This is a genomic window from Oceanicaulis alexandrii DSM 11625, assembly GCF_000420265.1.
GTDB classification, from domain to species: domain Bacteria; phylum Pseudomonadota; class Alphaproteobacteria; order Caulobacterales; family Maricaulaceae; genus Oceanicaulis; species Oceanicaulis alexandrii.
Genome location: NZ_ATUP01000001.1, coordinates 1,838,738 through 1,865,612 on the forward strand (window position 1 = coordinate 1,838,738; position 26,875 = coordinate 1,865,612).

19 protein-coding genes and 1 tRNA gene are annotated in these 26,875 nt (G+C 60.3%); 7 read left to right on the forward strand and 13 right to left on the reverse strand.

Going from position 1 to position 26,875, the window contains the following annotated elements; all coding sequences use genetic code 11:
• From G405_RS0108905 to G405_RS0108935, 7 genes are all read right to left on the reverse strand, one after another.
• Positions 1-1,299 (reverse strand): nucleotide sugar dehydrogenase, encoded by a 1,299-nt coding sequence (locus tag G405_RS0108905; protein WP_022701168.1) that lies wholly within the window; start codon positions 1,297-1,299, stop codon positions 1-3.
• A 159-nt stretch (positions 1,300-1,458) separates the two neighbouring features.
• On the reverse strand, positions 1,459-3,285 hold the full coding sequence (gene glmS / locus G405_RS0108910; RefSeq protein WP_022701169.1) for a glutamine--fructose-6-phosphate transaminase (isomerizing): 1,827 nt from the start codon (positions 3,283-3,285) through the stop codon (positions 1,459-1,461).
• Positions 3,273-3,521, reverse strand: a complete 249-nt coding sequence (locus G405_RS0108915) for a hypothetical protein (protein ID WP_022701170.1) — start codon at positions 3,519-3,521, stop codon at positions 3,273-3,275. The genes glmS and G405_RS0108915 overlap by 13 nt, the downstream gene beginning before the upstream one ends.
• Before the next feature lie 347 nt (positions 3,522-3,868).
• A complete protein-coding gene (locus G405_RS0108920) occupies positions 3,869-4,519 on the reverse strand; it encodes a sugar transferase (protein WP_084683447.1) in 651 nt (216 codons plus the stop codon).
• 415 nt (positions 4,520-4,934) lie between these two features.
• Positions 4,935-6,296, reverse strand: coding sequence for a phosphoglucosamine mutase (gene glmM / locus G405_RS0108925; RefSeq protein ID WP_022701172.1), 1,362 nt, complete (start codon positions 6,294-6,296; stop codon positions 4,935-4,937).
• Positions 6,297-6,479: 183 nt separating this feature from the next.
• On the reverse strand, positions 6,480-6,836 hold the full coding sequence (locus G405_RS0108930; protein WP_156861442.1) for a hypothetical protein: 357 nt from the start codon (positions 6,834-6,836) through the stop codon (positions 6,480-6,482).
• 855 nt (positions 6,837-7,691) lie between these two features.
• Positions 7,692-7,768 (reverse strand) — tRNA-Arg (locus G405_RS0108935).
• A 197-nt stretch (positions 7,769-7,965) separates the two neighbouring features.
• Between G405_RS0108935 and G405_RS0108940 the strand changes: the two genes are divergently transcribed.
• Complete coding sequence (locus G405_RS0108940; RefSeq protein WP_169447511.1) at positions 7,966-8,385, forward strand: response regulator; 420 nt, start codon at positions 7,966-7,968, stop codon at positions 8,383-8,385.
• 4 nt (positions 8,386-8,389) lie between these two features.
• On the opposite strand, the gene G405_RS0108945 is transcribed toward G405_RS0108940, so the two are convergent.
• Complete coding sequence (locus G405_RS0108945) at positions 8,390-9,502, reverse strand: THUMP domain-containing class I SAM-dependent RNA methyltransferase (RefSeq protein ID WP_028284680.1); 1,113 nt, start codon at positions 9,500-9,502, stop codon at positions 8,390-8,392.
• Positions 9,503-9,640: 138 nt separating this feature from the next.
• On the opposite strand from G405_RS0108945, the gene G405_RS0108950 reads away from it, so the two are divergent.
• Together G405_RS0108950 and G405_RS0108955 are read left to right on the forward strand one after the other, a co-directional pair.
• On the forward strand, positions 9,641-10,309 hold the full coding sequence (locus G405_RS0108950) for an HAD-IB family phosphatase (protein ID WP_022701176.1): 669 nt from the start codon (positions 9,641-9,643) through the stop codon (positions 10,307-10,309).
• Between the two features lie 61 nt (positions 10,310-10,370).
• Positions 10,371-11,132, forward strand: a complete 762-nt coding sequence (locus G405_RS0108955) for a 2OG-Fe(II) oxygenase (protein WP_022701177.1) — start codon at positions 10,371-10,373, stop codon at positions 11,130-11,132.
• Here G405_RS0108955 and polA read toward each other — a convergent pair.
• From polA to G405_RS0108970, 3 genes are all read right to left on the reverse strand, one after another.
• Positions 11,129-13,903 carry a DNA polymerase I gene (polA, locus tag G405_RS0108960; protein WP_022701178.1) on the reverse strand — a complete coding sequence of 925 codons (2,775 nt, stop codon included), beginning with the start codon at positions 13,901-13,903 and terminating at the stop codon, positions 11,129-11,131. The two genes, G405_RS0108955 and polA, sit on opposite strands and share 4 nt — an antisense overlap.
• An 81-nt stretch (positions 13,904-13,984) precedes the next feature.
• Positions 13,985-15,511 carry an SLC13 family permease gene (locus G405_RS0108965; RefSeq protein WP_028284682.1) on the reverse strand — a complete coding sequence of 509 codons (1,527 nt, stop codon included), beginning with the start codon at positions 15,509-15,511 and terminating at the stop codon, positions 13,985-13,987.
• A gap of 95 nt (positions 15,512-15,606) precedes the next feature.
• The gene (locus tag G405_RS0108970) at positions 15,607-15,810 is read right to left on the reverse strand and encodes a zinc-finger domain-containing protein (protein ID WP_022701180.1); all 204 of its coding nucleotides are present in this window, start codon (positions 15,808-15,810) and stop codon (positions 15,607-15,609) included.
• A gap of 173 nt (positions 15,811-15,983) precedes the next feature.
• Between G405_RS0108970 and G405_RS0108975 the strand changes: the two genes are divergently transcribed.
• From G405_RS0108975 to G405_RS16545, 3 genes are all read left to right on the forward strand, one after another.
• A complete protein-coding gene (locus G405_RS0108975) occupies positions 15,984-16,946 on the forward strand; it encodes an ABC transporter ATP-binding protein (RefSeq protein WP_022701181.1) in 963 nt (320 codons plus the stop codon).
• Positions 16,947-16,997: 51 nt separating this feature from the next.
• Entirely contained in the window at positions 16,998-17,300 is a 303-nt protein-coding gene (locus G405_RS0108980; protein ID WP_022701182.1) for a hypothetical protein, read from the forward strand.
• Between the two features lie 178 nt (positions 17,301-17,478).
• On the forward strand, positions 17,479-23,904 hold the full coding sequence (locus G405_RS16545; protein ID WP_169447512.1) for an Ig-like domain-containing protein: 6,426 nt from the start codon (positions 17,479-17,481) through the stop codon (positions 23,902-23,904).
• A gap of 57 nt (positions 23,905-23,961) precedes the next feature.
• On the opposite strand, the gene G405_RS0108990 is transcribed toward G405_RS16545, so the two are convergent.
• Positions 23,962-24,417, reverse strand: a complete 456-nt coding sequence (locus tag G405_RS0108990) for an Lrp/AsnC family transcriptional regulator (protein WP_233346017.1) — start codon at positions 24,415-24,417, stop codon at positions 23,962-23,964.
• Positions 24,418-24,529: 112 nt separating this feature from the next.
• Between G405_RS0108990 and G405_RS0108995 the strand changes: the two genes are divergently transcribed.
• On the forward strand, positions 24,530-26,194 hold the full coding sequence (locus tag G405_RS0108995) for an aminotransferase class V-fold PLP-dependent enzyme (RefSeq protein ID WP_022701185.1): 1,665 nt from the start codon (positions 24,530-24,532) through the stop codon (positions 26,192-26,194).
• Here the strand turns inward: G405_RS0108995 and G405_RS0109000 are convergent, their stop codons facing one another.
• Positions 26,195-26,869: a Fe2+-dependent dioxygenase gene (locus G405_RS0109000; protein WP_022701186.1), complete on the reverse strand. Its 675-nt coding sequence runs from the start codon at positions 26,867-26,869 to the stop codon at positions 26,195-26,197.
• Positions 26,870-26,875 lie beyond the last annotated feature (6 nt).

A 26,875-nucleotide genomic window follows, 5' to 3' on the forward strand; every position in this document is an offset into this window, starting at 1 on the left:
TCAAGCCTTCACGATGTTTTCGGCAGCGTCGCGATAAACCCCGCGACTGTCGATGATGAGCGGCGCATGGGTGCGGATCATTTCATAGTCGAATTTTGCATGATCGGTCGTAAGCACAACCGCATCAAACTCGGCGAGCATTTCCGGCGATAACGCCAAGCTTGAAAGATCAAATTTGTGCTCGCGCATCTTGGGGAAAACGGGAACGTGCGGGTCGCAGTATGCAAGTTCGGCTCCGGCGCTACGGATCAGTTCCATGATCGCGACCGAAGGGCTTTCGCGCATGTCGTCGACGTTCTTCTTGTATGCGATCCCAAGCACGAGAATGCGGCTGCCATTCAGCGCCTTCTTGCGTTCATTTAATGCATGGACGAGTTTGCCGAAAACATATTCGGGCATTGCACGATTGATCTCGCCTGAGAGCTCGATAAACCGTGTGTGCAAGCCGTACTGCCGCGCCTTCCAAGTTAGATAGAACGGGTCGATCGGTATGCAGTGTCCGCCCAGCCCCGGGCCCGGATAGTATGCCGTGAATCCGAACGGCTTGGTCGCCGCAGCATCGATGACCTCGAAAAGATCGATTCCCATCTTGTCAGCGACGATCTTCATCTCGTTGACAAGGCCGATATTGACCGAGCGGTGGATGTTCTCGAGCAATTTGGTCATTTCGGCGGCCCGGGTTGAGCTGACCGGGACCACTTGCTCAATCACGCCTCCATAAAGCGCCTGGCCGACGTCCAGACAGGCGGGGGTGTGCCCGCCAACGACTTTTGGAATGGTTTGCGTAGTGAAGTGAGCATTACCGGGATCTTCGCGCTCTGGAGAATAGACGACGAATACGTCACGACCGACCGTGAGGCCACGCGCCTCGACTCGCGTCACGATTTCTTCCTCAGTCGTGCCTGGGTAGGTGGTGCTTTCCAGTGAAATGACTTGCCCGTCGCGCAGGTGTGGCGAGACGGCATCCAGTGTGCTGACGATAAAGCTCAGATCTGGCTCGCGATATTTGTTCAGCGGCGTCGGTACACAAATGATCAGCGCGTCGGCCTCTCCCACGCGGGTCCAGTCAGCAGTTGCTTCAAATCCCTGCTCCACCGCCCGCGCAATGCGGGCGTCGCCGATGTGCTCGATACCAGAGCGACCCGCGTTAATCTCACGAACCTTATGCTCGTCGATATCAAAGCCCAGAACGCTGAACCCCATCTCGGCAAATCGCAGAGCTAGAGGTTGCCCAACATAGCCCAAGCCGATGATGCCGATGACGGCCGCTTTGGTGTCAATTTTCTCAATCAGTTTCATCAATTTTTATCCGTATAAGGACGGTTGAGACTTCTTCACGTACATGTCTGTGTTTGATGGGGCCTGAATGGATCCGGGCGAGTACGGTCAGGCTGCATAAAAATATAACAGTTGAACAAGTTGGCACCGTTGATTCTTGAGGCATCGCATACCCTCGGGTTACTCCACCGTCACGGACTTGGCGAGATTGCGGGGTTGGTCGATGTCCGCACCGCGCAGGCGCGCCACGTGGTAGGCAAGTAATTGCAAAACGCAGGCCTGCGCCAGCAACAGCGCGCGCGGCGTGGCGGACGGAAGGGTGAAGACGGCCTCGCATTGGTCTTTAAGCGATTGCGCGCCTTGCTGATCTGTAATGGCGATCACGCCGGAGCCGCGTGCGCGCACCTGCTCGATGGAGGCGCGCGTCTTATCGAACAGATCATCGCTGGGGATCAAGATGACACACATGACCCCGGGCTCGATAAGGGCGAGCGGGCCATGCTTCAGTTCGCCCGCGGGGAATCCTTCAGCGTGGATATAGCTGATTTCCTTCAGCTTGAGGGCACCTTCAAGGGCTAGCGGGTAGCCTTCCCTGCGCCCCAAAAACACCACCAGCGGCGCAGCGCTCAAGAGCGGCGCCATGGCCGCGATTTCAGCTTCGCGCTCGCAGACAGCGCTCACCGTCGCCGGCGCGCTCATCAGATCATCCACCGCCTCGGCCTCGGCTTCCTCTGTAAGAGTTCCGCGCTGGCGCGCCGCCAAGATCTGAAGGCAGAAGAGGGCCGCCACCTGGCTGGTGAAGGCCTTGGTGGAGGCGACACCGATTTCCGGGCCTGCATGGGTCGGCAGCACTAAATCCGCCTCGCGGGCCATTGTCGAGTGGGGGGCGTTGATAAGAGCCATGGTTGGAAGCTCACGCGCACGCACGAGACGCAGCGCCTCAAGCGTGTCGGCCGTTTCGCCCGACTGGGAGATAAACAACGCGGCTGTGGAGGCGGTTAGCGCTGGCGAACGATAGCGAAACTCTGATGCGGTATCCACATCGGAGGGAAGGTCGGCGAGGCTCTCGAACCCGTAGCGTGCCACCGCGCCGGCATAGCCCGCCGTGCCGCATGCCACGATGGCGAGGCGACCTGCGCTGCCAACCTCAAAACAAATATCAGTGCGCACTGTGCGCGCAGATGCGTGGAGATAAGCGGTGAGCGTGCGCGCTAGGCTCACCGGCTGCTCGTGAATTTCCTTGGCCATAAAATGTGCGTGACCGGATTTTTCCACCTGGGAGGCGCTCGCGGGCAGGGGGGCTGGGTCCCTGTCAACGGTTACCCCTTCCGCGCTTCGGACCGTAACTATCCTGCCGCGTACGATAACACGGTCGCCATCTACCAGATAGGAGGCGCTGGCCGCGTACCCGATGACGGCCAGGGGATCTGACGCGAGGTAGACGCCGGCATCACCGGTCGCCACGAGGAGGGGCGCGCCTTTGCGCGCCGCGATAATCAGATCAGGTTCGCCCTCGATGATCGCTGCGAAGGCAAAGGCGCCTCTGAGCTGCTCAAGCGTCTCATTCAGGGCGTCTTCTGGTGAGTAGCCAGCGGTGATGTGCCGATCAAGAAGGTGGGCGATCACCTCACTATCGGTGTCCGAGGCAAAGTCCGCCCCCTCGTTGGAAAGTGTGTGGCGCAACTCCCTATCATTTTCGATTATGCCGTTATGAACAACAGTGACGCGCCCTGCAGTGTGAGGGTGCGCATTCTTTTCGCTGGCTGGCCCGTGCGTGGCCCACCTAGTATGAGCAATGCCGACGCCCGAGGCGAAACGTCCCTGCGTATCCAGCGCCTCCTCAAGCGCAGAAACCTTTCCGCAGGCGCGAGTTCGGCGCACAGTTCCGTCTGCATTGATTAGGGCGATGCCGGCAGAGTCGTAACCTCTGTATTCGAGCCTGTATAATCCCTCGATCAAAAAGCGATCGGCCGATGGATTCCCACTTGTGGCTACTATGCCGCACATACCCCCGCCCTCCCGGTTTCTTCCGCAGTTGCATCAACCTCAAAAGCCAACTTGAGCGGCCCCAACTTCGGCACGAGACTGGGAGCGAATGATTTTTTGATCGAGGACGAGGCACTGAACGCCACGACAACGGTGTTGACGGCCTGGGTGATGAGCTTTCGGTAGTCCTTGGCCATGACCTGGATGAGAGTCTCGGTGCCAAATTTGCTAACTAAGAGGCGGACCTTGGTCTTCATGGCTCCCCGGGCTTTCGTACTCGCTTTCGAATGAGAATTTAGGGAACGGGAATTTATAAGGTTTGGCCTTACAGGCCCATGAAGTGACCGGACAGTGGGTTCAGTCGCCTCAAAAGGCTCTATTTTATCAGTGCGAAGGCTTTGAAGGACTTGTCTCATGAAGAAGTATTCATCTTTAGATGATTAGCATACAAAATTTCTAAGTTCTAAAGTGAAAAGCCAATGACTTGGATGGCTCACCGTAATTCTATAGGTGCAGACGCGCTGTCATGTAGCTACTATTCTCAGAACTTAGGAAATCGGGATAACCAGTTTGGCAGCGGCGGGCGTTTTGAGACGATCACCAATCAAATAATGTCTTTGGACCGCACAATGACCTCAATGGTTCTCCACTTGATCGCAATATCTACCCAAACCGTGTGCTTGCGCGCATAGAGCGCGTCATAGCGCGCCTTTTGACGCGGGGTGACGTGATTGCGACCGCGTACTTGCGCCAGCCCGGTGATCCCGGGGCGAACTTTCAGGGGGCAGCCCAAGATTTGGCGCTCGATCGCCGTTCGGTCGCTCGGCAGAACAGGACGCGGCCCAACAAGGCTCATATCACCCTTCAGCACAGACCAAAGTTGAGGCAATTCATCGATGCTGCTTTTACGTAGAAACCGGCCTATGGGGGTGTAGAAACGCTCAGGTTTGTCGAGCTCTTCCAAGCGTTGAACAGGCACCCCCACCCGCATGGTTCTAAATTTGGGCATCCGGAACATACGTCCGCCCAGCCCCACACGCTCGGACCAGAAAAGTCCGGACCCAGGGCTCGTTAAGCGCACAAGCATCCAGAAGACAATTAAAAGGGGCGACAGGAACACTAATCCGAAAGATGCAAACGCAACATCGATCAGACGCTTGACCGGATGACCCAACCTGGTAGGGGGATTCATCCCGCCCACACAATTGTTTGAGATGGCCTTTTCAGGACCATACAAGTTCATTGGATGTGTCATGGCATCCCCTCAGTTCGTAGCGCTTTAATAGCATGTTTAACTGTCAGGTAACACTATGAGTTGTGAAACTTTTGCTGCATCGCCGCACTCTACGCTTAAAAGGCGGTTTGTGTTGCATTCGCGCATCACGCTTAAACTCTGAGCTCAAATATCTTAACACTTGAAACCCTATGCCCATAACCGCCCGGGCGACGTCCTTTATTGGCCCCTCATGCGCAATACCCCCGCTTGCCCGTCACACCGACACACCCCTGCTCCGATATCCAGACCAGTGTTCATAGTGAAGCCGACAAGACTCATTCTGACGGCGACCTTGGGCCTAAATGCCGCTGAACTAAGTTGAGGCCTTTTAAGCTTGCTAGTCACAGCAGAATAGCACCGATCAAAAACACGCTTTTCGTGCGCACCTGGATCCTTATTCTGCAGCAGCTTGCACGCGGCCCTCGATGGCTTCGCAAATTTGCTGAACCGCAGTTTTAATCTTTGTCGCAGGCCCTTCGGCCATAACCCTGATCACAGGCTCTGTGCCAGACGCTCTAACCAGGACCCGCCCTTTAGCTTTGAGCATGGCCTCAGCATTTGCGATCGCAGTCTTCACAGCTTCAGTTTCAAGAGGCTTTGCGCCAAGCTCAAAACGCACATTCTTCAGCAGCTGAGGGGCTGGCTTGTAAACGTTCAATAACTCACTGGCGGGTTTGTTGGCCTCAACCAGAAGCGACAGCACTTGAAGGGCGGCGATCAAGGCGTCACCAGTCGTAGCGTAATCGGTAAGAACGATGTGTCCCGATTGCTCACCTCCAAGATTAGACGCCCCTTTACGCATGGCCTCGACCACATGGCGGTCGCCCACTTTTGTCCGTTCAAGGCTGATGCCATGTTTGGCGAGCTCAGTTTCCAAGCCCATATTACTCATGACCGTTGTGACGATCCGGTCGCCAGCCAGTTTGCCGCTCTTCTTCCATTCAAGAGCAAGCAGTCCCATAAGCTGATCACCGTCGACAATCTTGCCATGCTCGTCACACAGGATCAGGCGATCCGCATCACCATCAAGCGCTATGCCAAGATCAGCCCGGAATTTTAGAACTTGTGCAGCGAGCCCTTCAGGGGCGATAGCGCCACAATCTTCATTTATATTCAACCCATTAGGCTGATTGTTGATTGGGATAACGTCTGCGCCTAGCTCCCACAATACCCTAGGGGCAACCTTGTAGGCGGCGCCATTGGCGCAATCGACAACAACCCTTAATCCTGAAAGACGCATCTGCCTGGGAAAGGTCGCCTTTACGATTTCTACATAGCGTGCTTCGGCATCATCAACACGCTTTGCGCGGCCAATTTTTGATGGCGGGCTGTGCGCGATACTAGTGCGCCCTTGCATCAGTGCTTCGATTTCTAGCTCTGCTTCGTCATTCAGTTTGAAACCATCAGGTCCGAAGAGCTTAATGCCGTTATCCTCATAGGGATTATGGGAGGCGGTGATCATGACGCCCAGATCCGCCCTCAGTGAGCGGGTAAGGCTAGCAACGCCAGGAGTAGGAAGCGGTCCGAAGAGGTCAACATCCATGCCCGCGCTTGTAAAACCTGCCGTCAACGCGTTTTCGATCATATATCCTGACAGGCGCGTATCCTTGCCGATCACCACCGTCTTTCTTTGAGGGCCTGATCTCAGAAAATATGCTGCGGCCGCCCGCCCCAATAACAGAACGCTCTCAGGCGTCATTGCGCCACTATTGGTGCGTCCACGGATCCCATCCGTGCCAAAAAACGCCTTCATCATCGCTTGCCCCCAAAGCCTTTTCGACGGTCCTGACATCTATTTTGTTCAGGTCTCAGTCTGATACCCGTTATAAGCGAAAGTCATGCTGCTTTTATGAAGCAAACGCCATGCCATGGGCTGGGTTTTATAGATTCCTGGAGAAGCTCGAAGGTTGCCCCGTAAGATGCACGGCTATCGAGGCCCTTAGCCCGCCCTCTGCGCTCTTAGAGCGCTAATACTCCACAAGAATCCTACCGCACAGACAACACCCAGGCCTGATCCCACTAGATTCATAGCAAGATCAAAAACACTCGGCGTGCGGTCTTGGGTCAAAACCCCTTGCATGGCTTCGATTAAAACTCCGACGCCATTGGTCGCTAGCACAGCCATACCCCAATGCCGACTTGGCAGGCTCAGCTTGAAGAGTGCCGCGATCACCGCAAAGGCCAGAATATGATTGATGATGTGCGAGCTCATCATTGAGGGTACCTGAACACCCTCAGGCATGAGCGCCAAGCCAGTCACACCAAATACGACAGGAACCAAAATGATACGGCTCATGATTTCAAGCGCCTTAATCACGGACAAACTCTCAGTTCATTGATCATCGCACACAATTCCTAAGCTGCGCTCAATCAGACCAGCACTGCCATTATCATAATCTGTTCACGGGACGGTCGCTGCATCAATAAATGTGAAGAGTTGCACTCATAAGAACGTCGGAATTCATACGGGTTTGAAAATTTTTCGCCTAGTTTGGAAAACGGAGTGGAGACACCGTTGAGGATGACACGGTCAGCTTCACCAAGCGCAAATGAGATAGATCATCTTGGTTGGACCGAACCCAAGCCATGCTCTCCTCAGTCTGTTCGACTTGATCAACACCAGTTTCTTCAGCTGAGGAGCGTCTAACTCACGCTCAACAGCTGGTACAAGATTGGGCCCGACCCAGTCCCTGAATTCCAGGAGACGTTTTGTCGGGCGGGTTCGAGGAGTTCGATACTCTTACTTAATCACGCGCCACGATTCGAAGTCATGGCGGCGTTCAGGCGGCTGACTGATGGGCGCCAATTCGAGCCTTGATGGCAGTACGCTCAATAATCTGTCCCAGAATCACAAAGGGCAGAGGTCTAACGTAAACAAGCGTTTACCATAAGCGTGGTGACTGGGTGGTGACTCGAAATTTTAACAAAAAAATTCAGTGCGCTTAAGTCATTGAAATAAATGGCGCACCCATCAGGATTCGAACCTGAGACCTCTGCCTTCGGAGGGCATAAAATGTTTGAATGACAGATACTTGGCGAGGCCAAAGGATGTGGCGCACGTAAAAAATATGCAGTTCACAGGCTGGCGAGAGCTTCAAAGCTATCCAACTAAATTGGATTGTGTCCAACGTTCTGTGAATTCCAACAAGAATGGCGCACCCATCAGGATTCGAACCTGAGACCTCTGCCTTCGGAGGGCAGCGCTCTATCCAGCTGAGCTATGGGTGCGGACCGTCGTGTGTGTAGCTTGCTCTGCGCTCGAGTTCAATCTCGACAGCGCAGCGCGCAAGGCTCTTGGTTGAGCCCGTCAAGTGAATCCGATTTCCATATATTAATCAAATGTTGACTCTGGCAAAATCTCATGCACGCAATACGGGTATTGTCCTCTTTAACCCGTACCGGGTCAGCAATCAGGGGTGATGAACATGTCTTTCACGCCTCGTATCCTGCTCGTAGAGGATGATCCGCAGGATGCGTTTCTCGTCCAGCAGCATCTGTCAGATCTGCCCTATGGGGGAGAGCTTCTGGGCGTCTCCGGCATTCATGAAGCGCAAGCGCGCCTGATGGAGACGGCGGACATCGCCTGTGTGATGGTGGACCTCAAGCTGGCGGACGGGTCGGGCGCGACCCTGATCGAGTGGATGCTTGATCAGCCGACGCTGAAGGACATACCGGTCATCGTATTCAGCGGGGACCGATCCCAGCATCCAGAGCTGGATACGTTTTCAAATGTGGCCTGCCTGATCCAGAAACCGTCTTCCGCCAGCGGATATGAGGCCCTGGCGCAGGCCTTGCGCCCTATCGTCTCCAGCGCACTGGCGCGGTCGGTTTACGCCGCGCAATAAGGCGCTATTTCAGCGGTCCCGTCACATAAAGCCGGATTTTCAGACCGCCATGATCAATAGGCGCGCTGGTCTGTTCAAAAGCGAGCCCGGTCGCCTTCGCCATCTTGTCATCGGTGGTGATCAGCGCCGCCCGCCAACCGCTGAAGCGCTCGCGCATCACCTCTCCGAAAGTCTTGTAGACGCTGAACACGGCGGACTTGTCGCCGATCCGTGCGCCATAGGGCGGATTGGTCACCACCCAGCCCGGCGCGCCCTCCGGGCGGGCGAGATCCTTGAGCGCGCTTTGCGCAAATTGCGTGCGGTCTGAAACGTCGGCGCGCTCGGCGTTCTCCGTGCTCATCCGGATCGCGCCCGGATCGTGGTCAAATCCCAGGCAAGCGATGTCCGAGCGGGCATGGGGCGGCCGGTTGCGCAGGGCCATAAAGGCGTCGCGATCAAAATTGGCCAGGCGCTCGAACGCGAAACTGCGGGCGCGCCCGGGCGCCAGTCCGGCCGCCAGCTGGGCCGCTTCGATCACGAACGTGCCCGACCCGCACATGGGATCAAGCAGCGGCGCGCGACCGTCATATCCCATCTCGCGCAACACCAGAGCGGCGAGGGTTTCGCGCAAGGGGGCCTTGGCCACCGCCTCCTTATAGCCGCGCTTGTGCAGCGGCTCCCCGGACGTGTCGAGGCTGAGCGTAACCTCATCATGATCAATCCGGACGCGCACGGTGATGTCCGCGTCATCGGTGATGTCGGCCAGCGCCGTGCGGGCGATGGCGTCGCTGACGCGTTCCGCGGCCGCGCCGTCATGATAGATGCGCGACTTGCGGCAGGTCGCCTCCACCTTCACCGGCGTGCCGGGATGAAAGAGTGTCTGCCACGGTGTCTGCCGGGCGTGTTGCCCAAGCTGGTTGAGGTGCTGGGTCTTGAACTGGTCCACGACCGCCAGAACCCGCGTTGCGCCACGCGTTTGCAGATTGGCGCGCCAGACATCGCTCCACCCGCCCTTGATGGTGACGCCGCCCTGTCCGGGGCGGCATTTGGCGAAGCCGTTTTCCGCCAGCTCGCTGGCGAGGGCGGACTCAAGGCCGGGCGGGCAGGTGAGGAAGATGTCAAAGCGTTCTTGTGTCATGATGGGGCCTTCATAGGCCATGTGGGGATGCGATGCGATGGGATTGCGCCGTGTTCATCCACCATTGTGTTGCATGAGACTATAGCCAAGCCGGGTGGGCTTGCCCTACATGCACGGCCCAGCAAGCATGAGGACCTGATGAGCCGGCTAATCGTCTTCGATGTGGATTCCACACTGTTGAAAGTCGAAAGCCTCGACTTCGCGGTCGAGCATGCTTTGTCCCAGGCGCCGGATGGGGCTGAGCGGACCGCGCGCCTGAAGGCGCTGACCGATCAGGGCATGTCGGGAAAGCTCGACTTCCGGCGCTCGCTGGAGGAGCGCCTGGCCATTGCCGGTCTGACGCGAGACGCGGTCGAGACCGCGCGTGACATCCTGCGCAGTCAGCTGACCGATGGCATGGCCGACCTGATCGAGCGGTTGCGGTCTCGCGGCAATGACGTGGCGGCGGTCTCGGGCGGGTTTCAGGACCTTATAGAGCCGGCTTTGATCGATCTGGGTTTTGACAAGGGCGAAATGCGAGCCAATCGCTTTGTCTTTGACGGCGAGGCGGTCACCGGCTTTGACCGTCAGAATCCATTGTCCCGCTCCGGAGGCAAAGCGCCGGTCGTGGCGTCTCTCAAGACCCTGACCGGCAAGCCGCTGGCGATCATGATCGGCGACGGCATGACCGATTACGAAGCGTTCGAAAAGGGCGCGGCGGACAGCTTTATCGGGTTTGGCGGCGTGACGGCGCGCGCGCCGGTGCGGGCCAAGGCGCCAGCCTTCGCCGACAGCGTCGACGCTTTGCGAAAGATGATCCTGGGCTGAGGCCGGGCTGTCGCGATTTGTCTTGCCAAAACGGTGCGCCGGGTTCAAAAGCGCGCACCCTTTGGCCGGAGACGCTTTCGTGGACATGGATGTCTGCCCGCAGCCGTTCTTTTCTGACAATCTCACCGCATCCCTGATCGCGGATCTGGAAGCGCGTGGCTGGGCCCATGCGCCCGGCGCGCTTGATCCGGAACTGGTCGCGGCCTTGCGAACTGAAGCCGAAGAATTGGAGCAGGCCGGCGAAACCCATATGGGCCGGGTCGGACGGGCGCAGAACGAGACCCGCGCGCTGTCCATTCGCAAGACCCGCATCGCCTGGCTCGATGGCGCCAGCCCGGCCCAGCAGCGCTTCATGGCCGGGGCGGACGCCCTGCGTGTCGCGATGAACCGACGCCTGTTTCTGGGCCTGTTCGAGTTCGAGGCGCATTTTGCGGTTTATCCGCCCGGCGGCTTCTACGCCCGTCACATGGACGCCTTCACCTTACCGAGCGCCAGCGCGGGCAAACTGTCCGGGCGGCGCGCCGAGCGCAGCCGTGTCGTTTCTTTGGTGGCGTATCTCAACTCCGACTGGTCGGACGCAGATGGCGGTCAGCTCGCTTTGTGGGAAACCGCGCCGATGGACGCATACGGACGACCGGATATGAGCCAGCTGGATGACGTTCCGCCCGTGGCGGAGCTTCAGCCTGAAGGCGGCGGTCTGGTGCTGATGCTGTCAGAAGCCATCCCGCACGAGGTGCGCCTGTCCCACGCGACCCGCTACGCCATTCCGGGCTGGTTCCGCGTGAACGCCAGCGTGGGCGGCGCCCTCGATCCGCTGCGCTAGTGCGCCTGGCCCCAGGTACTGGCGGCCTTGGCTTCGACCTCCAGCGGCACGGACAGGGATTGGGCGGGCGCGGCGGCGCCCATCATCACCTCGGTGACCAGCTTGATCACCTGATCCGCTTCGCTCTCTGGCGCTTCAAATACCAGTTCATCATGCACTTGCAGCAGCATGCGGGTTTTCAGGCCCGCATCGCCCAGCGCATCGGGCATGCGCACCATGGCGCGGCGGATGATATCGGCGGCGGCGCCCTGAATGGGCGCGTTGATCGCCTGACGTTCCGTGAACTGACGGACTGACGGGTTCTTGTCCCTGATGCCGGGCAGATGGATGCGGCGGCCAAAGATGGTGGAGACGCAGCCCTTGGCTTTCGCCTCTTCCTTCATGGCGTCCATATAGGCCTTGATGCCGGGGAATTTCTTGAAATAGCTATCGATATAGGCTTTCGCCTCATCGCGCCCGATGCCGAGATTGTTGGCGAGGCCAAAGGCGGAAATGCCGTAGATGATCCCGAAATTGATCGCCTTGGCGTTGCGGCGCGTGGTCGGGTCCATGTCTTCGAGCGGCACGCCGAACATTTCCGACGCCGTCAGGGCGTGAATGTCCTGGCCCTCGCGGAAGGCCTGCTTCAGCGCTTCCACATCGGCGATATGGGCCAGAAGGCGCAGTTCGATTTGGGAATAGTCCGCCGCGACGATCACATGGCCGGGCTCGGCGGTGAAGGCTTCACGGATCTTGCGACCTTCTTCGGTCCGTATGGGGATGTTCTGAAGGTTCGGCTCCGAGCTCGACAGACGTCCCGTGGTGGTCGCGGCCAGCGAGAAGCTGGTGTGAACCCGGCCTGTATTGGGATTGATCGCCTCTTTCAGAGCGTCTGAATAGGTGGATTTGAGCTTGGCGAATTGCCGCCAGGTCAGAAGCGCCTTGGGCAGCTCATGGCCTTGCTCGGCCAGTTCATCGAGCACGGCGGCGTCCGTCGACCAGGCGCCGGATTTGGTTTTCTTGCCGCCGGGCAGGCCCATTTCTCCAAACAGGATTTCGCCGATCTGCTTGGGGCTGCCCAGATTGAATTTGTGGCCTGCCAGACCGTGCGCGGTTTCTTCGGCCTCGGCCATTTTCTGCGCAAAGTCCGACGAAAGGCGCGACAGTTGGGCGACATCCACCTTCACCCCCGCCAGTTCCATATCGGTCAGAACCTGCGGCAATGGACGTTCAAGCGTTTCATAGACGGTGGACAGGCCCTTGCCTGCGAGCCCGGCTTTCAACAGCTCCCACAAGCGCAGAGTCACATCGGCGTCTTCGGCGGCGTATTCGGTGGCGGTCTGAAGGTCGATCTCGGAGAAGCGTTTCTGGGATTTGCCAGAACCGCACACCTCTTTGAACGAGATGCATTTATGCCCGAGATAGCGCTCGGCCAGCTCATCCATGCCGTGATTATGAAGGCCCGCCGCCTGCACATAACTGATCAGCATGGTGTCGTCATAAGGCGCGACACGCACGCCATAACGCTGGAACACCGCCAGATCGTACTTGAAATTCTGGCCGACCTTCAGGATGGCGTCGTTCTCTAAGATCGCCTTGAGCCGCCCAAGCGCCTCGCCCTCATCGATCTGCTCGGGCTTCATGCCGCCATCGGCCAGATCGCCGCCTTCATGGCCGAGCGGGATGTAGCACGCTTCTCCCGGCGCGGTGGCCAGCGAGACGCCGACAAGGCGTGAGGCGACGGCGGACAGGGCGTCGGTCTCCACATCCACCGCGATGATGCGGGCGGCCTTGGACTTCTCAATCCAGCGCTCCAGCGCCTCAACAGTCTGGACGGTTTCGTATTTGGAGCGGTCGATGGGCGCGGTGGCGTCGCCGGTTTCATCAGCGACCGGGGCGCCCAGCCCTTCCTCGACCCGGCGGGTCAGGGTGCGGAACTCCATGGATTTCAGAAAGTCGACGAGCTTCTCCGCATCCGGGTCTGCGGCCCCGAACACGTCCAACTCTTCCGTGATCGGAACGTTAGGCTCCAAGGTGACGAGTTTCAGCGAAATGCGGGCGTCATCGGCATGCTCGATCAGTTTTTCGCGGCGCTTGGGCTGTTTGATCTCTTCGGCGCGCGCGAGCAGCGATTCCAGATCGCCATACTCATTGATCAGCTGGGCGGCGGTCTTGATGCCGATGCCGGGCACGCCGGGCACATTGTCGACGCTGTCCCCCGCCAGCGATTGCACGTCGATGACGCGGTTCGGCGCGACGCCGAACTTTTCGATGACCTCGTCATGGCCGATGCGCTTGGACTTCATCGGATCGAGCATGGTCACCTGGTCATTGACCAATTGCATCAGATCCTTGTCAGAGCTGGCCACGGTGACGCGCGCGCCCTTCTCGGCGGCGAGGCGGGCATAGGTCGCGATCAGGTCGTCCGCTTCAAACCCTTCCATCTCGATGCAGGGCAGCTCGAACGCCTGGGTGGCTTCGCGGATCAGCTTGAACTGCGGCACCAGGTCTTCGGGCGGCTCGGGCCGGTTCGCCTTGTACTGATCGTAAAGCTCATTGCGGAAGGTTTTGGATGAATGATCGAAAATCACCGCGAGGTGCGTCGGCTGATCCTCGCCCTTCAGATCTTCGAGCAGCTTCCACAGCATGTTGCAGAAGCCCTGAACCGCGCCTACGGGCGTGCCGTCAGACCGGGTCAGCGGCGGCAGAGCGTGATAGGCGCGGAAGATATAACCAGACCCGTCCACCAGATAGACATGGCTGGATGAATCAACAGGACGAGTGACGGCCATGACAGCGCTCCGGCGGCAATTGGGCGAGGGAGCGCCACCCTATGCGGCGTCGCAAGACTGAGCAATCAGAAGCCCCACCCTCTAACCCGGAAACGCCAGCCCGCTAATCAGGCTGCTCACCAGCGCAATCAGTGGCGCGGCGACCAGGTTGATGCGGAAGCCGGCCTTGATCATCTGGGTCATGCTGGCGGCGCCCGAGGCGTAGACAATGGCGTTGGGCGCGGTGGCGACGGGCAGCATGAAGGCGCAGCTGGCGGACAGGGCGACCGGCACGATCAGATGCTCGGGCGGCACGCCGGCGGACACCGCGACCGCGCCCAGCACCGGCAGGAAACCCGAGACCGTGGCGACGTTCGAGGTCAGCTCGGTCAGGAACACCACGATGCAGGCGAGGATCAGCACGGTCAGGGGCAAGGGCAGGGTGGAGACCCAGTTCAGATGCCCGCCGATCCAGCCCGCGAGCCCGGTCGCCTGAATGGCGGCCGCCAGCGACAGCCCGCCGCCGAACAGCAAGATCACTTCCCAGGGGATGCGCTTGGCGGTCTCCCAGTCCATCAGCGCCTGACCTTGGCCGACCTTGCCGCCCGCCGGGATCAGGAACATGGCGAGCGCGCCCGCCATGGCGATCTGCGCATTGCCGAGGCTGAGGACGATGGGCAGTTCAAGCTGGGCGCTGATCCAGGCCAATAGCGGGTTCCAGCCAAAAGTGAGGTCGGGTTGGCCGATCAGGAAGCCGGGCAGGGTGCGGCCCATCCACAACAGCGCGACCGTGCCGAACGCCAGCGCCACGCGAAACTCGGGCGTGGTCATGGACCCCAGCGCCGCCTTGTGGCGCAAGATGATCTCGCGGCCCGCCTCGTTGGGGGCGTGGCCGTCCACCTTGAACACCCATTTGGTCAGGATCAGCCACATGGCGGGGATGATGAGCGCAGCAGCGGGCAGGCCGATCATCATCCATTGGGGAAAGCTGATCACCGCGCCGTATTCGCGCTCCATGAAGCCCATGGCGATGAGGTTGGTCGGCGTGCCGACCGGTGTGGCGATGCCGCCCACAGAGGCTGAATAGGCGACGGCCAGCGCCAGGGCCGGCGCAAACTGACTTGCGTCCACGCCTTCGTCTTTCAGCGCATCGGCGACTTTCAACGCGATGGGGATCATCATCAGAGTGGTCGCGGTGTTGGAGATCCACATGGAGAGCACCGCGGTCGCGGTCATGAAGCCCAGCATCATCAAGGCTGGGCGCGAGCCGAAGGCGGCCACGATATTGAGCGCGATCCGGGTGTGCAGATTCCACCGCTCGATCGCGAGCGCCACGATGAAGCCGCCCAGAAGCAGCATGACGATGGGATCGGCATAGGGCGCGGAGGCGGCCCGCATGCTGAGGATGCCGACCACAGGGAACACGGCGAGCGGGACGAGCGCGGTGGCGGCGATGGGAATGGCTTCGGTCGCCCACCAGCACGCCATCATCAAGGCGAGGGAGGCCAGCAGCCAGGCGGAGCGGTCCAGGGTTTCCGGCACGGGCAGGAATTGCAGCCCGACCGCGAGCACCAATCCCGTGATCAATCCGATGCGCTGACGCATCGCCGACGCATTCGGCTGGCTCATCATGCTCCCCCGTCTGTTGTTTCAAACAGGTATAGGGGCAGGGTTTCCGGGATCAATCGAAACCGGAATAATTCAATGTCTTTTGGAGAAGGCGCTTAGGCCTTGGGGTCGGATTTCGAGCCACGCAGCACGAAGCGGCGGTCGCAATAGCCGCATTCGACGAAGTCGTCTTCACCCATATCATACCAGACGCGGGGATGGCCCAGCGCGCCGCCGCCGCCATCGCACATGACGCGCTTCTGGTCGACCACGATCACTTCGGGGGCGGGCAGGGAGGAGGCGTTGGCGGTGTCGGTCATGATGTGCTCTGCCGGTCTGAGAGGGGTCCGGTGAAAGAAGATAGACAGCGACGCAGCGTGGACGAGGCCCGCGCACGCCGCTAGGGTCCGCTCCGTCTTAAGGCGCGCGGCGTGCAGGCGTCAATTGCGCACGCGCGGCCCGCCCTCTTCGCTTGCAGATCATGAGCCCGTCCATGTCCGAGAGCCAACCCGAATTCGCCCTTGAAGCCTATGGCCTGAAAAAGACCTATCCCGGCGGCAAGGGGTCGCCCGCCAAGGAGGCGCTCAAGGGTGTGGACCTGCAGATTCCGCGTGGCTCGATCTTCGGGCTGCTGGGGCCGAACGGGGCGGGGAAATCCACCTTCATCAATATCTTCGCAGGCCTTGTGACCAAATCCGCCGGCACGGCGAAGATCTGGGGCGTGGATATCGACAAGGATCCGCGCCGCGCCCGCGCCGCCATCGGCGTGGTGCCGCAAGAGCTGAACATGGACGTGTTCTTCACGCCGTCCGAGACGCTGGAATTGATGGCGGGCTTTTACGGCGTGCCCAAAGCCGAGCGCCGCACGCAGGAGATTCTCACCGCGCTGGGGCTGGACGACAAGCGCGACGCCTATGTGCGCCAGCTGTCAGGCGGGATGAAGCGCCGTCTGCTGGTGGGCAAGGCGCTGGTGCACAATCCGCCGGTTCTGGTGCTCGACGAACCCACCGCCGGGGTGGATATCGAGCTGCGCCGCCAGCTCTGGGAATATGTGCTCGAGCTGAACAAGCAGGGCGTCACCATCGTTCTGACCACGCACTATCTCGAAGAGGCGCAGGAGTTGTGCGACCAGATCGCCATCGTCAATCACGGTGAAGTGGTGGCCTGCGAGCCCAAGGCGGACCTGCTCAAGCGTCTGGATTCCAAAACCCTGGTGATCGAACCGGTGGAGCCGCTGGCTGCAATTCCGGCCGGGTTCGAGGCGCAGGACGCGATTATCCGCCCTGACGGCTCGCTCGCCATCACTTACAAGTTCGGCGAAGCGTCTGTGGCCGACATGATCGAGACCTATCGCGCCTCGGGCGCGCGGATTGCCGATTTGCGCACCGAGGAGCCAGACCTGGAAGACGTCTTCCTGGCGCTGACCTATCAGGCGGATGAGGCGAAAACCGCCTGAGCGCCCTAAAAACCGGAAGCCTTGCGGCGTTAACCGCGTTATCGTGAACCCATGAAGCGGTTTTTCACACGACTCCTGGCGCTGGTCCTGTCCGGCGCGATCTTGATCGTTCTGCTGGCGGTGCTCTTGCAGATCGAACCGGTCGGTCTGGGCGGCTGGATCGTTTTTGCGCTTCTCGCCGCCGGGGCCGTGCTCGTTCCTGTGGTGCTGTACCGGTTCCTGATGCGCCAGTCACGACCGAGGCAAGACGTGCAGGACGCTGCGGGTGCGGGTGTCGCGGTCGGCATTGGGCTCGAGCAACAGCGCCAGCGTCGCGATGACAGCGATGACGATATCGATCTAGGCGTAGACTAGAATTTTGGCCGTCCGGCGCGATCGCCTGACGGACATGCACACCCACCCCATCATCACTCACTGTAAAAAAATCCCCTCTCGGGGGATTTTTTGTCGTCGCGCTCTCCTGTAGTGTAGGGCTTTGTTAACTCAGCCAGGATCAGGTTGAATGGCGTCGCCAGCACGCTCCGGGGGGAATATGTTTAATTTCATCAAGACCTTAACGCGCAGCGTCGTGCTCGCTGCGTTCTCGGCGGCGTGCGTGGCGACGGCTCAGGCTCAGGATCTGGGTTCGCCGACAACGGTGACGTTCAGTTTTGGGTCTACAACTGGAATTCCCAACCCTCATACAGAGAGTGGCTTCACCTTCACGTATAGTGGGGCCACGTTGGCCAGTGATGCTGGCGGCGGCGAAGGCGGCACCTCTGGTATTTTCGGATTTGACGACACGCCGAATGAAACCATCCGCATCGACTATTCCGGCGACAATTTCGATTTCAATTCCTTCTGGTATGACAATCAGGGGGCCGCAACGAACCTCACCGTCACGGGTCATAACAGTTCAGGTACAGAAGTCGCCCGGGACACCTTCAACAGTTATACCGGCGCCAGCACGCTGACGATGACGGACACGGACTTCAACTCCGTCGACCATGTCATCATTCAGGCGAGCGCCGGGTTCAATTCCGGTGTGCTGGACACCTTCGCCTTTGGTGTTCCGGTGGCGCCGGACACCACGCCGCCCGCCGTGCAGTCAATTACCGTGTCCGGCTCTCCCGCAGCAGGGGCGACGAGCGTGACGTTCTCTGTCGATTTCGACGAGACGGCCAACAATGTCAGCACCGATGACTTCACCCTGACGACGGTGTCGGGCTCCGCCACCGGATCCATCACCAGCGTCTCCGCCTCCAGCGGTGATCCGATCAGCGTCACCGTCAACAGCATCACGGGCACGGGCGTGATCCGGCTGGACCTCAACGGCGGCACCAATATCGCTGACGCGTCCGCCAATTCCGGGCCTTCCGCCTTCAGCTCCGGCTCGACGCATACAGTGGACCGCGACGCCCCCAGCGCCCCCTCCACCCCGGACATGACGGCGGGGACGGATACGGGAACCAGCAATACGGACAATCTGACGAGCGATACGACGCCAACCTTCACAGGCACGTCAGAGGCGAACGCGACCATCACCGTCAGCTCGTCAGCCAGCGGCTCGCTGGGCACAACGGCGGCGAATGGAGCGGGTAACTGGAGTTTCACGCCCGGCGGCGCTTTGTCAGCCGGCGCTCAGACGATCACCGCGACCGCAACTGACGCGGCGGGGAATGTGTCGTCCGCGTCTTCGGGACTCTCCATCACCATCGATGCCTCGGCTCCGTCCGCGCCTTCGACGCCGGACATGAGCGCCGCCTCGGATCTCGGCGCGAGCGACACTGACAATCTCACATCCGACACCACGCCGACCTTCACGGGAGCTTCGGAAGCCAATGCGACAGTGACGGTGAGCTCGTCCGCTGACGGGACTCTGGGCGTGACCACAAGTGACGGCTCCGGCAACTGGACATTTACCTCCGGGGCTCTGTCTTCGGGGTCGCACACGATCACCGCTACAGCGACAGATGCGTCCGGCAATGTTTCGTCCGCCTCCAGCGGTCTGGCCATCTCAATTGACGTCGCCGCGCCGACGGTCACGTCCATCGTGCGGCAAACCCCGGCGGGTCAAAACACCAACGCTGACAGTGTCATATTCCGGGTGACGTTCGCCGAAGCCGTGACCGCTGTCGGGGCGGCGGACTTCAGTGTCAGCGGACCCAGCGGCGCCTCCATCGGCGTGAGTGCGGCTTCCGCGCTCATTTATGACGTCACGATTTCCGGCGGCGACATGGCGAGCCTGAACGCGACCGTGGATCTCGGTTTCGCCGGCGGCCAGGACATCACCGACACGGCGGGCAATGCGCTCAGCAACACCACGCCGGGATCGGAAGAAACCTACACGCTCGATAACACCGCGCCTTCCGGCTATTCGGTGACGCTTGATCAGCATCCGGTGAATTCTGGCAATCAGGGGGCGGCGTCGTTCACTTTTGCGAGTGCGGAAGTGGGCGCTGGGTACAGCTACACCATCACTTCGTCCGGCGGGGCGGGCTCGGTCTCTAATACAGGCACGATCAGCACCGCGACGGATCAGATCACCGGCATTGACGTATCCGGTTTGCCCGACGGCACGCTGACCCTGTCCGTCACGCTGACCGATCCGGCGGGTAACGCCGGCAGCGCCGCCACCGACACCACGACCAAGGAAGCGCAGGCGCCGCAGGTCAATTCGATTACGCTGGTCGGGTCTCCCGCCGGCAATGCGACCAGCGTGACATTCACCGTCGCCTTTACGGAAGCCGCCTCCAATATCACGACTGACGACTTCTCGCTGACCACGACAGGGTCGGCGGCAGGTACGATCGCGTCGGTTTCTTCATCCAGCGGGACCAGCGTCACCGTCACGGTGAATTCAATTTCCGGCGCCGGCACGATCCGCCTGGATCTGGATGCGGCGACCGATATTCAGGATGCGTCCGGCAATTCGGGGCCGAACGCCTACACGTCCGGATCGGTTCACACCGTGGATAGTGTCGCCCCCGCCGCGTTCGGCATCGCGTGGCAGGACGCGTTGATCACCGCTACAAATCAGGCAGCCACAGATATCCGCTTCACGACGGCGGAGGTGGGGACCACCTATGCCTACACGGTGACGGACGGCGCTGCCGCGACGGTGACGGGTACTGCGGCCATCACGACCGCTACTCAGGATGTGACGATTGACGTGTCCGGGCTTGCAAATGGCACCCTGACTCTGACCGCCACGCTGACGGATGCCGGGGGTAACGTCACCAACCAGACCGCCGCCGCAACTGTGACCAAATCGGCCACGCCGCCCGCATTCTCCATGGCGTTCTCACCCACGACGTCGCTTGTGGGGCAGGCGTCAACGCTCACCTACACGATTGATAATAGTGCTGGTTTGGTTTCTGCATCGTCTTTGGCGTTTTCCCATTCGCTGTCAGCGGGGCTGGCTATATCCACGCCCCCCAACGCCAGCACCACATGTACAGGGGGCAGTGTGACCGCTGTGGCTGGCGCAGGAACCGTCAGTTATTCGGGCGGATCTGTGAATACAGGCGCCAGCTGCACCGTGCAGGTGGATGTCAGTTCAGCGAGCGTGAACACGTATTCGAACACAACCGGAGCTCTGACCTCCAATCTGGGAAATTCCGGTACGGCGTCCGCCAGCTTGACGGTTTCCCAGCCTGTGCTGAGCGTCAGCGATGCAAGCGTTGTTGAAGGCAATACAGGCACATCAAACCTGAACTTCACCGTCACTTTGGCGCCGGCTTCGCCTCAGACCATCACCGTGGATTATGCGACGTCTGATGGCACGGCGCTCAGCGCCAGTGACTACACGGCGGCGACAGGAACGCTGACTTTTGCGCCTTCCGAGACCACCAAAACGGTTACTGTCACGGTTGCTGGCGATGCGGTGATCGAGCCGAACGAGACTTTGGTGCTCACCTTGTCCAATCCAGGCAATGCGACTTTGGGCGACGCTACGGCAACAGGTACGATCACAACCGATGACGTGGCTGAGACAGATACGACCGCGCCGCTCATCGCCTCCATAAATCGCGGTTCACCTCTGGAGGCGCGAACAAACGCAGACAACCTGAGCTGGTCTGTGGAGTTCAGTGAATCGGTCGTTGGCGTTGGTGTTGATGATTTCGTCATAACAGGACCGGCTTCGGCGCCCCTGACGGTCAGCGGGTCGGGCTCGGCCTATCAGGTGACCGCATCGGGCGGAGACCTGGCGCAGTACAACGGGGCTGTCGCGCTTCAGCTGAGTGACGGCGCCAGCATCCGAGACAGTGCTGGGAACGCCCTCGCCAATCGCACTCCTGCAAACTCTGAAAGCTACCTTCTGGATAATGCAGGGCCAGTCGCGACGCTGGCCGCTGATGTCACCGAAGTGTTCGAACCGTTCACAGTGTCCATCACGTTTGATGAGGCGGTGAGCGGGTTCGAGGTATCGGATCTGGTGATCGTGAACGCGACGAGCGGACCTCTTGTGACACGCTCTGAAACGGAGTTCTCCCTCCAGATCACGCCGCCGGTCTCTGGGTCGCTGAGCATCAGCCTGCCAGCCGACAGGGTGACCGATGACCTTGGCAACGCGAATTTGGCGTCTGATGCTTTATCTCTGGACGTGGATGAAAGCGCGCCTGTCCTGACCAGCATCATGGCCGAGACAGGTCTTGTGACCAATGCCGATACGGTGCGATGGAGCGTTGAGTTCAACGAGGCCGTAACAGGAGTCGACGCTTCCAGCTTTGAAGTGTCCGGCGTTGCTGGCGCAGTAATCTCCGTCTCCGGGTCTGGATCGACTTACCAGGTGGCCGCTTCTGGCGGCGCACTGGCGGATCTGGATGGCGACGTTCAGTTGGCCGTCTCGGCGCAAACGACGATTGAGGATTTGTCCGGGATCGCGTTTGAGGGCGAGGGTCCGACAGGCGTGGACGAATCTTCGGTTAGACTGGACAACACGGCGCCGGTCGCTCAGCTGACGACGGAGTCTCTCGAAGTGACCGGGCCCTTTGATCTGGCCCTGGCGTTTAACGAGGCGGTCTCAACACCGGATCTCAGCGCATTGAGCGTCGAGAATGGCGCCGCGTCGGCTCTGACGCAGGTGAACGCCCGGACCTATACGGTGCGCATTGCGCCAGAGACCTATGGTGAAGTTGTAATTTCACTGGTGGCGGGCGCCGTTGTCGATGAAGCGGGCAATGCGAGCGCGGCCTCAGATCTGAGCCTTCAAGCGGTGGCGGAGGATGTCGAGGTCGAGGTTGAAGTTGATATCGATCAGAATGACCCGGTTGGTGTCGCGGCGACCGCCAGGGTCACCAATCCAGGCACCGAGTTGGTCCGGTTCCGCGCCAGCGTTGATGTGGATTGGCTGACCGTGACACCTCTGGAAGGGGTTATTCCGGCGCAGTCTGACATTGATTTCTCGGTCGCGGTGAATGACCTGGCGGCAGCGCTCAATGCGGGCTCGTATACCGGGACTGTAACCATTGTGCGCGAAGCGATCGACGGTTCGGCGTCAACGGCGTCTGCGGGCGCATCCGGACCCCAGGCGGTCGAAGAGATTGTGCTGGCGCGCTTCCCGATCACTCTGGTGCTGACGACCCGTAAAGGCGCCGTGCAGCTGCTCACGACGACTCCGGCGGGCGTTTCGGGCGATGCTGATTTTGACTATGCCTCAAGCGTTTCCGCGTTCGACGGCTTGCAGCTCTCGACGGTGAACGGGCAGGCGCAGAGCGCGTCAGTCGAGCTCGATGAGGGCGTATACGAGGTCCGCCAGAGCGCTCCGGCCGGCTGGCGTCTGGAAGCGGTCAGCTGTGCCGGCGACCTGGATGGCGGTTCCACCGCGGATCTGACAAACGGTGTGCTGCGGCTTGATCTTGATCCGGGTGAAACCCTCGTCTGCACGTTTGAAAACGCGCGTGACGAGGATGTGGTCCGGCTCGCCACCCAGCGCGCCATTCGCAACTTCATGCTGCGACGGGCCGACCGCATCATTGATGCCGCGCCCGATCTATCGACCCGGCTCGGGGCGCGAAATGAAAGCGGTGCGGGTCTGTACTCCGCGGATGTGGATCGCGGGCGGTATAATATGAGCCTGACGGCGTCGCTCGCAGGTGCGCGCAACCAGGCCAAGGCCCGTCATGCAGATGCACCGGGCATGCCTTCGCATATGCGTGACGAGGGACGGCTTGATGTGTGGCTGTCGGCGGAGATTTCAGGCGTCACCGATAATCGCGCCGGGGATCGCGCTGAGAGTGATTTCGGCGTGGCGCAGCTCGGCGCGGACTGGGCTCTGTCCGACGATCTGCTGATTGGCGGCATGGTCCAGTTTGATTGGATGGATGAGACCGCGCGGGAGGTCTTTGAAGAGGCGGGCGCCATAGCCGGCGCGCGCGTTGACGGCGAAGGCTGGATGGCCGGGCCCTATATGGTCTGGAGACTGGCTGACCGGGTGATTTTTGATGGCCTGGCGATGTATGGAACAAGCTCAAACACCGTAAATCCGCTGGGGCTTTACGAGGACGAGTTCGAGACGGATCGCTGGATGGTGCGCGCCAATCTGACCGGCGAGTACGCGCGTGGTCCCTGGATGCTGCGGCCGCAGGCCACGCTCACTCACTTTGAAGAAACCCAGGATGCGTATGCCGACAGTCTGGGGATTTCTATCCCCGGCCAAAGCGTCGAGCTGGGGCGCCTGTCTGCCGGGCCTGAATTGATCTGGCGGCATGAGCGCAGCAATGGCGCTCGTTGGGAGCTGAGTTCGCGCGTCAGGGCGGTCTGGGATTACCAGCCGGCGGATCTGCTGACGGAAAGCGGGTTGTTCGCCGATGATGAGTCAGAGTTCCGCGCCGATGGCGAGCTCGGCGTCTCCGCTATCTTGACCAATGGGGCCATTGTGCAGGTCTCGGTCGGTCTGTCAGGTATCGGACAATCTGATTTTGAGGCGAACTCGGCCCGCTTCAATGTGCGCTTCCCGCTCAGCCTGGGACAGTGATGATCGCCGTGCGGCAAGGGCGGGCGTAGCGTCTGTCCTTGCCATCTCATATGCCATTCAGAGTGGTAATTCCGTGGTGTTCTTCAACGCTTCCATGGCGAAGGAAGCCGAGACATCTGACAAGGGTGCGATCGCGATCAGCCGTTTGTAGACCGCGTCATAGTCAGAGATTTCCGGCAGCATGATCTTCAGCAGATAATCCACATCCCCGCCCATCCGGTAAAACTCCACCACTTCAGGCATCCGTTTGACGCCTTTGGAGAAAGCGTCCAGCCAGTCGCCGTCATGACGGCTGGTGCGAATAAAGACGAACAGGGTGGTCTTCAGGCCCAGCGCGTCCGGATCCAGCAGGCTCACCTGCTTGCGGATCACGCCGGCGTCGCTCAGCCGTTTGATGCGGCGTGCTGTCGGCGTGGCGCTCAGACCGATGGCGTCCGCATAGTCCTGCACGGTGCGGTTTGCGTCATCCTGCATGAGGCGAAGAAGCTTCTTGTCATGGTCGTCAAGCGTCATAATGCCCACCATTTTGAGTGAATTTCCCTAGATTCTGGGCATTATATTGGAGAAATGAGCGAATATCACTCGGCAAAAGAGTGTTTCATGGGGCTAGCAGAAAGGCCTCGCCATGACTCACGCTCCCACCCCCGACCCGATTGACGCTGCGCGTGACGCTCTGATCGGCGCTGACGCCGTCTTGCGGACGCCTTTCGGGCTCAAGCCTCTGGTCTATGCCGATTACGCCGCCTCAGGCCGTGGGGATCAACGCATTGAGGATCAGCTCCTGGCGCTGCAGCCGCTTTATGCGAACCCGCATAGTGATGACAGCGCGACCGGGCGTGAGGCGACGGCCTGGCTGCATCGCGCTGAAGCCCTTTTGAAGACCGCGATCAATGCGGGCGACGACGATGTGGTGATCGCTTGCGGGTCCGGCGCGACCGGCGCCATCGAGCGTCTTCAGCAGATACTGGGCGTGACCGAAGCGCCCGCCTCGAAAGCCGCGCGCGAACAGGCGCTGATCGAGATCCTGGGGCAGGAAGAGGCCGAACGCGTCCAGAGCGCGCTCAAGGCGCGCGCGCCCGTGGTGTTCGTCGGGCCCTATGAGCACCACTCCAACGAGCTGACCTGGCGTGAGGCGCAGGTCGAGATCGTCCGCATCGGTCTTGATGCAGACGGCGGCGTGGATTTCGACCATCTGGCTCGGGCCTTGGCGGATCCCGCCTTCGCCAACCGTCGTAAGATCGGCGCTTTTTCAGCCGCCTCCAATGTCACCGGCATGCGCACGGATGTAGCGCGGCTGGCGCGGCTGCTGCACGCCTATAATGCGATCTTGTGCCTCGATTGCGCGGCCAGCGCGCCTTATCTGCCGATTGATATGAACCCGGCTGAGGGGACGGATGCGGCGCCGGATGCGGTTTACTTCTCGCCCCATAAACTGATTGGCGGGCCCGGCGCCTGCGGGGTGCTGGCGTTCAAGGCGGCGCTTTATCGCAGTGACTTGCCGCCAACCTTGCCGGGTGGCGGGACAGTCACTTATGTCACGCCGGACAGCCATGATTTCATCACGGACATCGCCGCGCGCGAGCGGGCCGGCACGCCAGGGGTGATGCAAATGATGCGCGCCGCGCTGTCTCTGACGGCGCTGGGCGCAGTGGGCTATGAGCGTATCGAGCATCGCGAACAGGACGCCCTCAAACGCGCGTTTGACGCGTGGACCGCACACCCGGCGATCGACATTTTGGGGTCGCACGATCCAGTCCGGCGCATCGGCATTGTCTCGTTCAATATCCGATCCGGAGACGGCGAGATGCTGCATCCGAGATTTGTGGCCACCCTGCTCAATGACCTGTTTGGCGTTCAGGCGCGGGCCGGCTGTTCCTGCGCCGGGCCGTATGCACACCATTTGCTCGATCTGGATGAACAGACCACGGGCGAACATCGCACCGCTGTCCTGTCAGGCTATGCCGGGCTACGTCCGGGCTGGTGCCGGCTCAGCCTGCACTGGGTGATGGATGAGGCCGAGATCGACTATCTGATTGCGGCGGTGCTGTTCATCGCCGAGCAGGGCGCGAAATTCCTGCCGCTCTACAACTTCAACGCTGCGACCGGAGCCTGGCGCAACCGGCGGCAAGCTGAAGCAATCGGCATGGCTGCGCCGACTGGCGGCAAGGCGATGATGCAGGCCGCTTTTGAAGAGGCGCAAGCCCTGGCGCAGACATTGGAGTCTGAGCCGTGTTGCGGGCGCCTGCCTGAGTGCGTTGAAGCCTTGCGGCGCTTCCGCGTACCGGCCTGATCAGCGCGAGAGTCGCCGGGTGAGATTGGCGTATATCTTGGTGACCATCAGCATTTCAGCAGAATGAGGCGTATACTGACGGCTCAGGCTGGCGTGAAGGTTTTCAAGATCATACAAGAGCTCGCGGTCGCCAGCGTCGGGAATGTCGCTTTCGACCCATCCCACACAGACCCGGCGTGCGCCTGATGTGACAGGCGTGACCGCATGCAAAGAGGTTGATGGGTAAAGGAAGACATCTCCGGCCTGACCCTTCACCGATTGGGTGGCGCCGGCCTGGTCGATGACCAGCTCGCCGCCTTCATAATGCTCGGGGTCTGACAGAAAGAGGGTGAAGGACACATCGGTTCGGATCCTGTCCTCGCCGCGCCCCATGAAGGGGTTGTCGACATGGGCGCCATATTCGCCGCCATCGGACGTCTCGCTGACAATCAGTTTTGAGAACCGCTTCGGGCGCGTGGCCGCATTGAAGACCGTGTGGGTCGCCAGCGCGTTTTCCAGCAGGCCCCTCAATTTTGCACCTGCCTTGGAGCTCAGATCCGCCTGGCGATTGCGTTTGACCTGACGGGCTGTCGGGCCTGCGGTTTTTGCGCCGTCTTCCCAGCGGACCTGATCCATCAGAGTGCGGGCTTCGGCCAGGGTCTCTGCGCTCAAGATGCTACCGATTGTCAGATGCATGTTGAC